The organism is Vibrio kyushuensis (assembly GCF_050337325.1).
In the GTDB taxonomy this organism is placed as follows: Bacteria; Pseudomonadota; Gammaproteobacteria; order Enterobacterales; family Vibrionaceae; genus Vibrio; species Vibrio kyushuensis.
Map to the genome: position 1 here is coordinate 847272 of NZ_JAKJSV010000002.1, position 16738 is coordinate 864009.

At 43.0% G+C, this 16738-nt stretch carries 8 protein-coding genes; all 8 read left to right on the top strand.

Annotation, left to right across the window (positions count from 1 at the left end):
* Positions 1–123: 123 nt before the first annotated feature.
* The 8 genes from L4D20_RS03790 to L4D20_RS03825 all read left to right on the top strand — a co-directional run bounded on the left by L4D20_RS03790 (position 124) and on the right by L4D20_RS03825 (position 16679).
* Positions 124–1701, top strand: a complete 1578-nt coding sequence (locus L4D20_RS03790) for an N-6 DNA methylase (protein WP_428800211.1) — start codon at positions 124–126, stop codon at positions 1699–1701.
* Entirely contained in the window at positions 1701–3074 is a 1374-nt protein-coding gene (locus L4D20_RS03795) for a restriction endonuclease subunit S (RefSeq protein WP_428800212.1), read from the top strand. The genes L4D20_RS03790 and L4D20_RS03795 overlap by 1 nt, the downstream gene beginning before the upstream one ends.
* A gap of 111 nt (positions 3075–3185) precedes the next feature.
* Positions 3186–4928 (top strand): ankyrin repeat domain-containing protein, encoded by a 1743-nt coding sequence (locus L4D20_RS03800; protein WP_428800213.1) that lies wholly within the window; start codon positions 3186–3188, stop codon positions 4926–4928.
* A 197-nt stretch (positions 4929–5125) separates the two neighbouring features.
* A complete protein-coding gene (locus L4D20_RS03805; RefSeq protein WP_428800214.1) occupies positions 5126–8614 on the top strand; it encodes an STY4851/ECs_5259 family protein in 3489 nt (1162 codons plus the stop codon).
* Positions 8615–8623: 9 nt separating this feature from the next.
* On the top strand, positions 8624–14887 hold the full coding sequence (locus L4D20_RS03810) for a DEAD/DEAH box helicase (RefSeq protein WP_428800215.1): 6264 nt from the start codon (positions 8624–8626) through the stop codon (positions 14885–14887).
* A 151-nt stretch (positions 14888–15038) separates the two neighbouring features.
* On the top strand, positions 15039–15308 hold the full coding sequence (locus L4D20_RS03815) for a hypothetical protein (RefSeq protein ID WP_428800216.1): 270 nt from the start codon (positions 15039–15041) through the stop codon (positions 15306–15308).
* Positions 15309–15678: 370 nt separating this feature from the next.
* On the top strand, positions 15679–16200 hold the full coding sequence (locus L4D20_RS03820) for a DUF6508 domain-containing protein (RefSeq protein WP_428800217.1): 522 nt from the start codon (positions 15679–15681) through the stop codon (positions 16198–16200).
* A 146-nt stretch (positions 16201–16346) separates the two neighbouring features.
* Complete coding sequence (locus tag L4D20_RS03825; RefSeq protein WP_428800218.1) at positions 16347–16679, top strand: hypothetical protein; 333 nt, start codon at positions 16347–16349, stop codon at positions 16677–16679.
* The last annotated feature ends 59 nt before the right edge of the window (positions 16680–16738 follow it).

The following is a 16738-nucleotide window of genomic DNA, read 5'->3' on the forward strand; positions in this document are numbered from 1 at the left end:
CATAAATAATTAACTAAAGGATTGGCCAAGTGCCAATCCTATTTTTTCAACTGGCAGATAGCGCTCACCACTGAAAGTCAAAAAAGGCGAAGTAGAGAGTGGCCAGTCACTAGGAACAAAAATATGAATACCAATGAAATAGTCGGCAAACTTTGGAAACTGTGTGATGTGTTGCGTGATGATGGCATCACCTATCAAGACTACGTAACCGAGCTGGCATCACTGCTATTCATTAAAATGTGTGCCGAACTGGACGATAAGAAAGACCTGCTACCAGAAGGTATGCGTTGGAGTGATCTGAAAGCCAAAAATGGGTTGGATCAGTTACAGTTTTACCGTCGAATGTTGGTGGAACTGGGTGAAGATGATCATTCGATGGTCCGTGCAATTTTTGCCAACGTAAACACCAACATCGACAAGCCCAAGCACCTGCAAGAGCTGATTGCAGGCATGGACAAGTTAAAATGGCAAGGTTCAAACCGAGAAGACTTTGGTGACATGTACGAAGGCTTGTTAGAGAAAAACGCCGGTGAAACAAAATCAGGCGCAGGCCAGTACTTTACGCCACGCCCGCTTATCGACACCATGACAGCCTTACTTCAACCCACTTTTGGTGAAGTTATTCAAGATCCAGCGTCAGGTACGGCGGGTTTCTTGATCTCGGCTGACCGCTTCATTAAACAAGAGACCGACGATCATGAAGACATTTCTGTCCCTCAACAAATATTCCAACAGCGCCAAGCGTTCCAAGGTATAGAGTTAGTTTCTGGTACACGCCGCCTGGCACTAATGAACTGCTTATTGCACGACATTGAAGGGCCAGAAAACAGCGAAGGGCCAATCATGTTGGGTAATACCTTAAGTGGTGATGGTGAAACCTTAGCGCCTGCGGATGTTATTCTAACCAACCCTCCGTTTGGCAGCGCAAAAGGGGCAGGGGTGAGCCGTGAATTTACTCATATGACACAAAACAAACAGCTCGCCTTTATGCAGCACATCTACACCAACTTAAAACCGGGTGGCCGTGCGGCTGTCGTTATTCCTGATAACGTATTATTTGAATCAGGTGCAGGCACACGCATTCGCCAAGATTTAATGGACAAATGTAACCTGCACACCATCTTGCGTTTACCAACGGGTATCTTCTACGCACAAGGCGTAAAGACCAACGTGCTGTTCTTCCAAAAAGGCACGATTGATAACCCAACGCAAGACAAGAACTGCACCAAAGAAACTTGGGTATTCGATATGCGTACCAACATGAACAGTTTTGGTAAGCGTACGCCTCTGACCGAAAAGCATTTTGCAGCGTTCATCAAAGCGTATGGCGCAGACAAGAATGGCCAATCAGAGCGTACAGAGGGTGTGTTTGAGACGTTGGGTAACATCTTTGCCGAAGGTCAGGACAGTGTTGAACATATCATCGACAACGCTCGTTTCCGCAAGTTCAGCCGTGACTACATTCGTGACCAAAAAGCAGACAGCCTAGACATCTCATGGTTAAAGGACTTGTCTGCAACTAGTGCTGAAAACCTGCCAGAGCCAGAAGTGCTGGCTGGTGAAGCAATGGCAGAGCTTACCGAGGCCATGTCTGATATTTACCAACTGATGCAAGCACTCGGTGCTAATGATGAAGCAGAAGGCCAAAAGCAGTTGCTTGAAGAAGCCTTTGGCTTGGCAGAAAAGCCGGAGGCTGAGTAATGAGTGGATTGCCGAAAGGGTGGGTTGAAGTTTCTATTGATGAAATTACTTCTGATGTCAGCTATGGGGTAACTGCTAAATCAGATCCTTTTGAGGGTGATTTACAACTGCTAAGGATCACGGACATTCAAGATAACAGAGTGGACTGGTCATCAGTTCCGTTCTGTAAGTATGAATCTAAATATGAGTCATCTCGTCTAAAAGACAATGATATTGTTGTTGCAAGGACGGGAGCTACTGTAGGTAAGTCTTTCCTAATTGAGCGCGCCGTAGAAGACTCTGTTTATGCTTCTTACTTAATTAGATTGAGGCTAACAGAAGGTACTTTACCTAAATATTTGGCTAACTTTCTACATACTCCGTCGTATTGGCAACAGATATCAGAACAAAAATCTGGAATAGGACAACCAAACGTCAACGGCACGAAACTAAAGACATTAAAAGTGCCTCTGGCTCCACTAGCCGAACAAAAACACATAGTTGAAAAACTCGATGAAGTATTGGCACAGGTCGACACCATCAAAGCTCGCCTAGATGGCATTCCAAACTTGCTAAAACGCTTCCGCCAATCGGTACTCGCGTCTGCGGTGTCGGGTAAGTTGACGGAAGATAACTCTCGCACTTGGCTTGAAGGGACACTTTCGGATGTTTCTACATTTCAAAATGGCTATGCTTTTAAGAGCGGTTGGTTTAGTGAAGAGGGTGATTTTCAAGTAATCAAGCTTGGTAACGTTAAAGATGACTATCTAAAACTAGATGCAGCACCTGCTTATTTGACGGCTACGCAAGCTCGGGAATACCTTAAATTTAAGCCAAGCATTGGCGATGTTTTACTTTCAATGACAGGAACTAAGTTCAAAAGAGATTATGGTTTCACATGTTTAGTCGACCGGGACTTACCTGTATTAATAAATCAGCGAGTCGGTCGAATTCTTCCTAGGCGTGAAAAAGTAATCCCTGAGTTCTTGCATTTATATCTTCGTTCAGAATTATTTAGAAATCAGTTCTTTGCAGGTGAAACGGGCGGAGTTAATCAAGGTAATGTTGGATCTAAGCACATTATGTCTTGTGAATTGTCCGTACCTAGTATCGAGACTCAAAACAAAATTGCATCTAAAGCTAGGACATTGTTTGATTTAGCGAACACCATTGAAGCGCAAGTGAACAAAGCGCAGGCGAGGGTAGGCAACCTCACCCAAAGTATCTTGGCAAAGGCCTTCCGTGGTGAACTGGTGGCGCAAGATCCAACTGACGAACCAGCCGACAAACTGTTAGAGCGCATCGCCGTAGCTCGCACCGAGGCAGAAGCCTTAGCCAAGGCCGCTAAAAAGGCTGAAGCAGCAAGAAAGAAAGCTGAAAAGGCCAAGGCGTAAGCTTGCGTCCACCCAACGGTCTATTCTTACCCAACGGTTTAGCGCTTAAGCCGTTGGGTTTATCAATCAATATCTAGCGCCTTCACTCATCCATTTATTAAGTAAAAACCTATGCCGTACATTGATAAATCCGCTTTAGCTTCACCTGCACAACTTCCTAAACTGGCCGAAAGTGGTTGGTTTGAAAAAACATGTGAACAGATTCGTTCAGTTAATATTGAGCCAAAGCAACTAGAAGTTTTAGAGCTAGAATTTACGCTCGAACAATTGCAGCAGCTTTGTAATGAAGGGGAATATTTGTTGGCTGCGAAGCGGTGCATAGAGGAAGGTTATTTTGAAACAGTGTCACGCGAAATAATTCACCCGCTACTTTGGGCTGTGGAACACAACCAGCTGCAATTTGTTTTTTGCTTATTAGCATTGGGTGAAGACGTTAACCAGATCAATCCTTACAACACATCCTGTGCATTAACGTTAGCTTGGCAGCTGCGAGACCGATCAATCTTCAATCTACTCCTTCTTCACCCAGACATTGATATTTACGTAGAAGGAAGTGATCCCGTAGAGCACAGTGAAATACGTAACTTTCAAGGTGGATTTGATGATTCTGCTGAAATGTACCCGATCGTTGAGCTGTTACGGCCAGAATATTTTTGCTGCCATAGGTTCTTAGAAGTCGATTGGGACCACTATATTGGTAATGGTCAACATATGCTAATCGACCTTTGTTACGAGCATGGTGAGCTAGACAGCGTAAAAATGTTAATAGCCCTTGGAGCAGACATTAACCCCTACTTAGAGGAGAGATGGCCACAGTGCTACTTTATCCATCAATTGAAAATGGATGCGGAGGGCGAGAAATCATCTAACAGTGCTAAGGCACTACTTAAGTTCTATGGCCAGTTTTACTCAAGCATTTTTGACGAGGGGTTTGAAAAATACCCTACGAATTTTGAACTTTTCATGTCGGGTTCCGAGCAGTTGATTGAAGAAACTGGTCTGAAAGAGATAAGGAACCGAATCCAAACAGAGAAAGACAAGCTGAACCACTATGTATCGAGTTCTAGTCTACTACCTGCTCAATCAGGCTCAGCAAATAGAGTGAAAATCTCTCTGTTTAATGATCTTGAGCGATTAGGGCGAGTGAAATTGAACGAAAACGTTTATGACTTGGTTTATGAAAAGCGCCACTGTGAACATTGGTTTGCGGTTCAGCTGAATAACCGACCTTTCCCTATCGCAGTGAGTGTCCCAGAAGAGCACGCCCATTACCTTATGGCCGGTGAGTTAGAGATACCGCATCATCGTTGGACAGAGTATCAGGCATTTTACCACCTACTAAATATGACCACAGGGTATTGGTTTATTGAACACCTGTTTAACAAGGCGGGTTGTTCGGTAGTAAAGCGAATCGATGAACAGTATGTATTGTCACTGAGTGAGTACCATATGATTGATGGTCTACTACGTAGTCAAGAGATGGTGGTTCACCCTCAATATCATAAAGAAATTCAAATGTACGCAGGGCGCATGGAATCGTTCCAAGAACAAGTGTTAATGGGTTTAACAACTCAAATCTCACTCTACAACAGCTTAGCTGAAAGCTTGTATCATGCCTATAGTGATACAGAGCAAGCGCAAATCAGAATCGACCAAGATGAGCTTGAAGGTGAAGTTGTGCTGAGCTTTGGTAGTTGTGAGCCTGTGCACTACAAATGCTTATCCCAAGCGCTCTATCAGTGCATCGATCTAGTAAAGAACAGTGACCGAGCAGCTAAATGTGTTGAATGCGATGAGTACTCGTTAGTTGAAAACTTACTAGAAGGGAAGGTTCACCCTGAGTGTTATGAGTAGCGACAGTTATTTGTTCACATTTTCTCTATGTAAATAAAATAACATCCATTTTTGTAAGCTTATTAACCGTTTCGTTAGTCCAAAATCAGGTAGGATTTTGGACTAACTTGGTATTTTTTATATAAAGAATTGCTAATAAAACGGCCGATTATAGGTAGCGTACCTTTAGCATGAGCTTTGTTTCTATAGGTAGCACTATGACAGCACCCGACCACGCCCGTTCTTCATCTAACTCTTCATCAAAAAAAGGCACGCTCTCTTTAAAAAGAGCGCCATCAATTGGCCGTTGGCTCACTGATTTTAAATCCCAGCGCATCAACAGTTTAGTCAAGGTAAACTCAAGTGATGGTTTGTACCAATACCATATGACAGGGCAAGAGTATTTATCTCTTAAGACGTTGCTAAAAAGCAGTGCTAACTTTGCGGTTAAAAATACATTTTCGAACGAGTGGTGTGGTGCTTTTGTGCTGTATGGTGCGGAGTGGTTCCGCCGTGAATATACTCGCGACTGGAGTTGGCAGCCTATTTTTGAAAGCTTGGGTTTTGAGCTTACGCCAGTACAAGTTAGTAACGTGGTAACAAAAGGCGTGACTGTCTATTGGAAAAAGCCTTTGGCTCGCTTTGGTGCTAATCATAACGATTATGTTGGCTCAGTGTTTCGACAAGGTGGCTTACCATCAAACTTGCTCTCATTAGATGTCTATTCTCAGCAATCTAATCATTATCAAGATGCTTTCTTTGCTATTTTCGAGCGTTTTCAGGAAGCTAAGTCCTTTGGTCAACGAGCTATCGATAGCCTCATTCGTACCCGAATTACGAGTTTTCCTGAAAACCTGCAATCCGACACGACAGTCACACTTATCTCCAACATGGTAGACAAGCTTGACGCATTGGTGTATCAGTTTGAATTAGACAGCCAAGCAAACCCAGCGCAATATTTGGATGAGCAGTTTCCTCGTTGGCGAGAGAGCTTTCCATTACCATTGGAAGACGAAACTGGCTCGGCATTTTTGAGCCAACTGTTATCAACGGCATCAAAAGAGGTGAGCAAAGTTGCTCGTGTTCGAAAACAGCTACAGTGTCATCACTTTGCGTCTTTTGCGAACCAAGCCATCTATTCACGAATTAGCTTACCTCATCAATGTCATTTCGATATCGCAAAAGAGTCTGTGATATCAAGCCGTGTCGATCTTGCCGTGTACGAAGGGGACAGCCAGATAGCATCGTTAGGAACAGGTTTTGCTCAGTTTTCTGATGTAAGCGGCAGTGAACCTGATGCTAACGAGTTAGGACACGGTATGAGTGTTCGCATCCGTAACCCTATAGTTGAGATTCGTCGTGCCAACCCGAGCAGTGAACTGTACATTGTTGCCATGCAAGCGGGCTGCCGACTAGGTGAAATTCGTTTATCAAACAGCTCTGTTGATGTCGGGGAGTCACCGTTAACGTTAGTCGAGAGTGGGGAAAAGTGGGCGATATTGAGTCAATCGACGTTTACCACCAATAAGTCGAATCTAGCGGTGATCTTGCCAGAGGGAGCAACAATAACCTCAGTCTATGGTCAGTTAAAGCAATCTGAGTTTACCTTTGGTTCTTTGCTAGTGCACCAGTTTGAAGGCCAGTGTGAAGTAATTTCTGGAGAATCAGAGCGATATGTTCTTACGTCTAGCTCTAACGATTTTGATGCCGGAGACTACACCTTAAGAGGCCAACAGCTAAAATACAAAACGGTTCCTGCACTGGTATTTAAGGGTGTTCCATCGGTTGTGGAAAATAGAAAGCTAGAAAGAAGTAGCTCCAATAACAAAGAATTTAGCGATCTATGCGGTGAATCATCAGTAGAGGTATTTCTTAATAACGCCTTATTAAACGCTATAAATTTAGGTGAGTGCTACGGTCGCCAATTATTGACCGCTAAAGATAACGCAGGGTTAGTACAGCTGAAAAAACGCATAGGTATTTTACCTAAAGATTTTGATATCGAAATTCAAAATGGCGATAAACCAAATGAAGGGTTTATACGACTACATACAACATCACCTTGTACTTGTAAGTTACTGAGTGAAAGCGTTGAGCTTGTATCAATGAGCAGCAAAAACGGCGCAAAAGAGCTTCATGTAATCGCAGCGGGTAAACCGCCAGCAAAAATTAAACTAGAAATTCGAGCAAGCCTACTCTCTAAGCCCGTTACCATTGAAGTGCCTTTCCCTGCAAGAGGGGCCGTTGCGTACAGTCAATCAGGTAGAGCCTTAGCACCAAGATTAGCGGTTGATGAACTACTGGGCAGCCGACTGTTTTTGTTCTCAATACACGGAATGCCAGCCACTTTTCAATTAGAAGCGGTGTTAAGTGCTAAAGGTCGCAGGAATGTAAATCGACAGCTCTCTCCCTATTTTCGTTGGAACTACAAAGTTACAAGCCAACCTATTGAAGTGAGCTTATATAGCATAAAAAGTGCGATATTAGAGCTGCTCTCAATGACGGAATCATTAGACAGTGAAGTTGAACTTCGAGTGACTGGACCTGGGCGAACGTTGAGTTATGTCGTTAGCCACTTCTCGACTAATTTAGAGCATGATCGCAGTGAAAATACGGTTGGAATTCGCTCAACCGTTGTGACTGACGCTAGCCAAGTAAAACCAGTGCTCATGTCGCTCTCTAACCCTGAACAAAAGGTATTGCCTTTAGTCAGCCGAAATAGTGAAGGCGTAGAAACAGGAGAATTTGATTTACCTGATTTTCTTTTATCTGATCCAGACAACCAGGGGCCTTGGTTAGTGATACCGAGTGAATCCGTTGATGAGTCGCCAGGTGTCGCCTTCCGCGCTAAGTTTTTTGCTGGTAAACCAAACGTGAGAGAGGGTGAGGTCACCACTCTTCAAAAAGCGTCGCAACTATTCCATCCACGCTTTGAACCGAATGTGATTGGTGATGTGATCGCACAGATGGCGAACGATTGGACACACAGTGGCTGGGCTTACCTTGATGCAACGAACAAAAACTATGGCCACTTGCCGATGTCGACTTTTGAGGTGTGGCGTCATTTAGTTCGTGATTATCGTGCCCTTGCTGTCGCTTTGTTCCGTTTGGAGTTTAATCAGAAGTGGGTATCGCAACTAGAGTCTGAGTTGCCGCTGCTGTGGGAGCAGATCTCGATAGCAGATTGGCAGCATGCGATCTCACTGTCTAAATCGACACTGACTGCCGTTGGTATTGACGCTTCTATGGTTGAGCAGTTGGTTAAGCAGCAAGTAGAAAAGCTTGGCGATGTCGTTCCTATTTTAAATGATGCTTCAATTAAAGAGCTACTGCTTACGGGCAAAGTAAACGACATTCCCGCTCAAATCACTCAATTTATGTTGCAAGGGTGGTATCAAGATCTATTGCATACCCATAGCGAAGACAATGAGTGGCCAACGGAGTTTGGTCAAGAGCTAGGTATGTGGTGCCAGAACTTGAAACTGCTTCCTTTTGATTTTAAACCCAATGCAGGGTTTCAATCAGGTGTGGTCTATTGGCCTATTTTTGCTGCAGCGATTGCTTGTGGAAAAGTGCCCAAAGAGCTTTTAGAGCATTTCCCTGTAGAAGCCGTGTTTCATCTTCGAAAGTTACGCGACTTTGATCGTGACTGGTTTGAGCCAGTATACCGTTTGTTTGTCACTATTTTTTCTAATCTCGCTAAATAAGGATCTGTTATGACGCGTTATTTTACTGATTTGGTAGAGCAGTCTATCTCACGAGCTAAAGAGTCTACCCTCAGTGTTTTAGGTATTACTGATCCTATTTTACGTAATCATTTAAGTGAGATTATGTCTTCAGAGTGTGGGCAAGAGAACGCGTTTCTTGCACCGCCGTTGTTTGAACACACGTTCGGTTGGGAATATGCGACACCAAAAGTCAAAGATCTAGAAGGAAATTTACTCTCAAAAGCGGTCATTAACGCTTTGGATGATAAATCCAATGATCGCTACCGTTTTGAAGCTGGTTTCAACCCTTTTAAGCACCAACTAAAAGCATGGCAAACGTTGCTTGATGAAAAGCCACAATCCGCGATTGTGACATCAGGCACGGGCTCTGGTAAAACCGAGTGTTTTATGGTGCCAGTACTTGAAGATTTGTACCGTGAACAGCAACGTACGCAAGCTCCGTTAGTGGGGGTAAGAGCGCTGTTTCTTTATCCTTTAAATGCCCTGATTAATTCACAACAAGAACGTTTAGATGCTTGGACGAAGCACTTTGGTAACAGCATTCGCTATTGTCTGTATAACGGCAATACTGAGAACAGCGAAAATAAGATGCGTAAAGCGCAAGGTGAAAGACCCAATGAGGTTCTTTCTCGAGAACTAATGCGTAAAGAGCCGGCACCAATTCTTGTAACGAATGGAACGATGCTTGAGTACATGCTGGTAAGGCAAATTGATGCGCCAATCATTGAACGCTCAAGACAGGAAAAATCACTGCGCTGGATAGTGCTCGATGAAGCGCACACCTATGTCGGTTCACAAGCGGCAGAGCTGTCTCTTCAACTTCGCCGAGTATTGCAAGCATTCGGTGTGGAAGCTAAAAACGTCCGCTTTGTCGCCACGTCAGCAACGATTGCAGATGCTAACGCGAATGATCAGCTTCAAGAGTATTTATCAAAACTTGCGGATGTACCGAAAGAGCAGATTAAGGTGATTGGTGGTCGCCGCGTGATCCCTGAGCTTGATTTTGTTGAGTCGGAATCTATGTCTCTCACTGAGATAGAGGCAATTGAACCTGAGGGAGAAGTGGCTAAAAAGCGTGATCCAGAAGTTTCGGCTGCACGTTACTCTGCACTTCAAAGCTGTGCTTTCGCACATGCGCTTCGTGATGTGATTGTGAAAAGCGAGTCGCCTTTAACGTTATTAGAAATCAATAAGACAACGGCTCAGAAGTTGGGCAATTCAACGATTAGCCAACACATGCTATTACGTTGGTTAGATTTGCTTACAGGGACGAAAAAAGACCCGAAGTCTGAAGCCTTCTTAAAGCTGCGTGCTCACTTTTTTCAGCGTATGACCAATGGCTTGTGGTCTTGTGTTGATAGTAACTGTAGCTGCAAAGCGGGTACGGAACTGGATAAAGGCTGGCCATTTGGCTATGTGTATTCAGTACAGAGACAAAAGTGTGATTGTGGTGCTCCAATATTAGAACTGAGCTTCTGCCTAGAGTGTAATGAACCTCACCTGATGGGGTTAGATAAGAAAGGTAAGTTATTACAGTGGAACGGCAGTGCAGGTGATGAGTTCTCTCTTCAGCAAGACTTTTCTGAAGAAAATGATATTGAAGTCCAGCAGCTTGATGATAGCGCTCGATTCCCGGAAATGTTTGGCTCTAAGCAAGACGAAGAGGGCTTTTATAGTTCAATTAATATCAGTAAAGACGGTGTAATAGGCTCAGTGGAACCTGGTTATTCCCTGATGTTTGATGATGCTAAACAGCAATCGTGCTGTGGTTGTAATTTTGAAGGTTATAACCAAGGTTCTCCATTTCGTAGAGCGATGTTAGGCGCGCCATTTTACATTGCAAACGTTGTTCCTACCTTGTTGGAGTTCTGCCCGGATATTTCTACCTCTGGTTCTGAAGGGCCACAGTCACTGCCAGCACGAGGTCGACGCTTGATCACGTTTACCGACAGCCGACAGGGTACTGCGCGTTTATCGGTTCGTATGCAGCAAGAGGCGGAGCGCTCTAAGCTACGTGGCTCTGTGGTTGAAGTATTACGTGAAAAACAGCTAGATCAACCCGTGAGCAATGATAACCCCGCAGAAGGTGTTTCCGCAGAAGCTATGTTAGCGCAAGCTGCTAGCTTAAGAGCCATGGGTATGAACGACATGGCGGATCAACTGGAAGAAAAAGCTCAAGCCCTTAACAATGGTGGAGCTGCGATCAAACTCGTGGAAATCCCTTGGGATGAAATGGTAACCGAACTCGCCAAAATGAATGATTTCAATGGTGCGATGTTCCAATACAACCAGTACCTTTCCCCGGAAATCTTTAAGACATTTGATGGCAGTACCAAACTTGCCGACATGCTGCTTTTTAGAGAGTTTTCTCGTCGACCTAAAAGACAAAATAACTCTGAAACTCAGGGTATGGTTAAAGTAAGTTATGACGGATTAGATAAGATAAAAAGTAGCCCTGCACATTGGGAAGACTACGGTTATACGCTTAAGGATTGGTTGGATTTTGTCAAAGTCTCTTTGGACTTCTTTGTTCGAGAGAACAATTACTTACGTTTAGAAGAAGGCGGTTGGCTTAAGTGGGTAGGGAGCCGCTTTGCTTCGAAAGCGTTGCGCAATCCAGATTCAGATGAAGCCAATGAAGGTCGTGTGAAAAAATGGCCGCAGATCCGCAGTGCCAATCACAATCGTTTAGTGAAACTTCTTACCGCGACATCGACAATTGATGCAAGCTCTTCTCAGGGCCGAGATATTATTAACGCTTGGCTCACCGCTGTATGGCGTGATTTGACGATTAATGCCCGTATTTTGTCGGCGGATAACAACCGATTTGCTCTTGATCGTAAAAAATTCACTTTCTCGTTCATCGATAAAGTGTTTGTTTGTCCCGTTACCAACAAGCTAATCGACACGACGTTCAAAGGCATTTCTCCGTACTTACCTCGTAAAGTCGAAGACATTAGTAAGTACCAATGTGTTGAGGTTGATTTCCCCTGTGTGTGGGAAGTCGATGCCAAGCAATTTGATTTCCAAAAGGGCTTAAAACATATTCGTAGTACGATAGCGGATGATCCAAAGGTTCAGTATTTACGTGAACACAATTTGTGGACGGATATTAATGACCGAGCAATAGAAGGCGGGCTGTATTATCGAACTGCAGAACACTCGGCGCAGCAAAGTGCTGATCGTCTTAATGAGTACGAAAAGCTATTTAAACTAGGTAAAATCAATGTTCTAAACTGTTCGACCACTATGGAAATGGGGGTAGATATTGGCGGTATTAGTGCGGTCGTGATGAATAACGTACCACCACATCCTGCAAACTATTTACAACGTGCAGGACGTGCTGGCCGAAGCAAGGAGTCACGGGCGATTTCTTATACTTTGTGTAAAGGGAACCCGCATGACCAACAAGTTTTTCAGCAACCTGACTGGCCGTTTGTCACACAAATTCCAGCACCATACGTGGCGTTCAATTCTCAGCGCTTGATACAGCGTCATGTTAATTCATTATTGTTGTCTCTGTTTTTGAAAACTCAAATTGGTTCAACGACTAAAGAGACAACGTCTCTAAATTTGGAGTGGTTCTACTTACCTCAAGAGAGTTCTATCTGTGAAGCTCTGTTAACTTGGCTTGAGAGCGATGGTGCGTTGTTTGATAGTGAAGTATCGGCGCTGGTTCGAGGCACTGGGCTCGCGGGCACTCAACCTAGTATTTTACGATCTAATGCCGCTGAAGTTATCAAGAGGCTTAGAGAAACATGGTTTTCTGATTACAACTATATTGCTAGTGAGTTGAAGGGCATTGATAGTGATACTCCTTATGCTTATCGCCTGAATATTGAAAAGGTAAGGTTAGGGCAAGAGTATTTATTAAGAGAGCTAGCTTCAAAGGCGTTTCTACCGGGTTACGGTTTCCCTACGGATGTGGTGAACTTTGATAATAATAATATTGAAGACTTCATTCGGGAAAAGCAGAGAAAAGAGAAAAAAGGCAATGAGCGTGAGGATAACGTTTCTCGATTTAGAGGCTTGCCAAGTCGTAACCTAGCCGTTGCGATTCGTGAATATTCCCCAGGTTCAGAAATTGTATTAGATGGGCGTGTTTTCCGATCTGGTGGCGTGACACTGCATTGGCATAATGCCTCTGATTCTGGCGTCAATGAAGCGCAAAAATTTGATATGGCATGGCGTTGTGATGCTTGTGGTCAAACGGGTTATGAAGAGACGGTGTCAGCCTCTTCTTTAGATATGAAGTGTACGAATTCTTTGTGTGGCGCACCGATAAAAGGTAAGCACATTAGGCAGGTACTACAGCCGACAGGTTTTGCAACAGACTTTTATCATGGACCTTCAAATGATATTTCGATGCAAAAATACATTCCGGTTGAAGATGCATGGGTATCGACAGGTGACGCCACACATATCGATCTACCTAATAGCGCGATGGGGTATATGACCTCAACCGCTGATGGCACCGTGTTCAACCATTCATCAGGAGAGCATGGTAAAGGGTATGCACTTTGTATGACGTGTGGGCGCGCTGAATCTCTCACTAAAAACGGTGATTATCCGAAGCTACTAAATCCTAGCGAGCCTCATCGACCTCTAAAAGCAGTGAAAAAAGATAAGAAAGGGGACGGGAAGATTAACTGCGATGGCTCTGCAACAATAATGAAAGGTATCCATCTTGGGTGTCATTCAAAAACGGACGTCTTCGAGCTAGTGTTAATGCATCCTGAAAGAAATGAGTATATTGACGATACCAATGAGGGGCGAGTAGTAGCGACGACGTTAGCCATCTCTCTTCGCTCTGCATTGGCTAATCAGTTAGGGATTTCAACTTCGGAAATAGGTTATGCGGTTAGACCGGCCATAATCGAAGGAAGTACCTCTGCGCTGGTTATACAGTTGTATGATTCAATATCAGGTGGAGCAGGGTTTGCTAGCTCAGCCAATCAATATATCCAGTCAATACTAAATAAAATGGTTGATGGATTAAGTTGTGATCACTGTGAAAGTGGTTGTAGTGACTGCCTACTAGAGTCTGATACCCGCTATGACATTGATAATATAGATACTCAGTTAGCTAGAGATTGGTTGGGAACTGATTTTACGCTGCACAATGAAGTGCCAGAAGCGTTAAGATCCTTTGTTGGGGCTATTTATCAACCTACATCTGTGTCAGCCGCAATAAGAAATCAAATCAACCATGGTGCAGATGGTCTAACAGTATGGCTAAGTGAAGATGAATCGGAGTGGGATCTTACACATCCTACTTTCAAGCGTTCGATCATCACCTATCTAACTTCAGACGATATAAACGTGACGATAGTGATTCCGCATGAAGACATTACAGCGGAAACGAAGGAAGATCTTTGGACACTTCAAACGCTTGGTGCACGAATTGCCATTGGTAAACAAACTAAGCCTCAAATAGTTGCTCAACTGAGCAATGGCGAAAATATAGTAACTATCGCAAGTTCAGAGAGCGGAAATTCTGAGCCAGGCCAGCAATGGCATACTGCGAATGGCATTGTGGTTTTAACTAAGCAGGAGCAATTACAAACAAGTGAAACGTTTAAGGTAGCACTAGAATCTACTTCTGCTGCTGATACAGCGAATTTGACCGATACAATTGAAATTGTAAGCCAATTCAATGGCAAGCTTATTTCATTTGGATCTGCGTTTTGGAACGGGATTCTTGGCAGCAACTCAGAACTATTAAGCTTCCTTTCGACTGAAAAAATTGTGGCAGTTAAATATAGCGACCGTTATATTCAAAGCCCGTCATCAATGTTGATGATTACTCAACTGCTAGGGTTTATTTGCCAAGGAACAAAAACAATCACGTCATTAGTCATTGAGACGCTCTATCATGAGAAGCAAACGATGGGGAATTATCTGCACCATGACTGGCAAGATAAAGATGAATTTATTGAAGCTTACGAAATGTGGGTGGAACATAAAGCCTCGATAAAACCTAATGTTCTCTGCCATGACAAGCGCTCTGATATCGCTCATAGACGGTTACTAACGCTGGAGTTAGGGTCGGGAAAAGTGCTAGTATTTAAGCTTGATCAAGGTGTTGGCTATTGGCAGTTACGTGAAGAAAACTCGAAGTTCTCTACTGTTAAACATAATTTCCATTCTGATTTAGTTCCTCAGTTGGCTGCACTAGATTCTTTAGAAAAGACATTGATTGTTAAAAACAGCGAATCTTGGTCTACTGATATAACGTATAAAATCAAATAAGTTTTCACTAATGCGCACTCCACGATGGTGTGCGCTTTCTATTAGTGAGTAAGTATAAGTATGATCGCAAGCTTATAATCCCCAGCTAGTTTATCGGCCAGTTTAAGATGGCCTCTCAGTAACGTAATGAAGTTTACAGAGAGGCACTTTCGTGTGTACATCAACAAATAACAATCCCCCTCAACAACAGGCAATGCAGTGCTCAAACAATCAGCTTGAGAAAGCTACCAACTCAACTGTGACTTCTATGGTTTCACAGAGAGGCTACAAGCAGGTGATTTCTGCTCTCAAAGAAGTACAGATGAAAAGTGCCGTTTCTATTATCAAAAAGTATGACCTGTCGGTAGAAGCCATCATTTCCAAGATGGAATTGACGAGAGGTACTGATAGCTTAGAGGGAATTTCAAATGATCCTCGCTAAATCTAAGTAGGTTAATGAATAACTGACTTCTCAAGGACCGGAAATAAACAAATGAAGGAGCATGAATATTCAATATGCCTAGACCACTGAGGCATGACATAAAAAGTAACTGTTAATGAAATTATTACATTTTTTAGTCTTTGCATTTGTATTATCTGTCTCTACGCCTATATGGTTTTGGTTTAGTCAGTTTACCTACTATTTAAAAAGCTATTAGGTGATTTTTTAACAAAGGTAGTTTGATAAATATCAATTATTCGAATGGAATAACTGATATTCCTTATTGGCTAGCCAGCCGTAGAAACAGAGTGCGTATACTTGGCAAGCTCATTTGACTGTCAGTACCATAAACTAAGCAGAGAACATCTTTATGCCAACTGTTCAACAGATTCATGAATTTCTTAATCAATTACATAGTGATAGCTCGGAAGCGGGAAAACAGTCTGTATATCAATTGCTTTATGATTACGATTTCATCTTAAAGGACTTTGACTGGACACAATATCCAGATCAAAGCGCACCACAGCAAGCGGGTGGGAAAGTGCTTAAGTGCTTTGATTCATTGTCTGAGTCAGAAATGACCGAACTGCTGAAAGTGTGTAACGACACTGACTATTACAAAATACTGACAGCGGCGGTTCGGGGGGCTCGGTTTTGTGACGGATATTGGGAAGAGTTTGTTGTTTCAGGTGCGCTTCGCATTTGTCTTAACGCTATAGCGTTAAGCGTTGGTTACACACCGCTGTTGGTTATGTTACCTGAAGAAATACAGTGTAAGCAGTACTTATTGAAACAGAAAGCAGAATCGAAACTGCGTAGAGAGCAAGCAAAGAAGAGAAAGGAAGAACAGCGTATACAGGAAAACAATGACGACCAGGATTTTCAATTTTAATAAGGCTATCTAAGTTTTTTAACTTAGAACCGTTAAACAGAGTTAGTACAGCGTAATAGTGTGCCAAAAAGTCATTATTCCTACTGTATTGGGCATTTTTTATTAAAAAAATGAACCCAGCAACGCTTATAAAAAGAGACATATTAATGAATATAATTAAATCTATTTGGAATGATTCGACGATCACTCGCACTACCTATAACTTATTTACATTGTTTTGCTTGGTACTAATTGCCGTAGCATCATTTTCATTATTTATCGTTAATGAAGCTATCTGGCTTATATGGCTTCCTGTTGGAATTGCTATAACAGTCCTTAGCATTATGGCTATGTGGAAACGATCGAGAGATATCACTGAAAATACGGGGATGGGAGTGGTTATCTTTGCAATCGTTATTGTTTTAAATAGCTTTACTGGTGTGATTGGCGCTGTAATTCTAATGTGTGTTCCGTCCCACTCAAAAACCTTAGTTGGTTAGGTCTTAATTAGTAATCTTTACTATTCTTTAGTAATTCTAAATAGTACATAAAATAATGG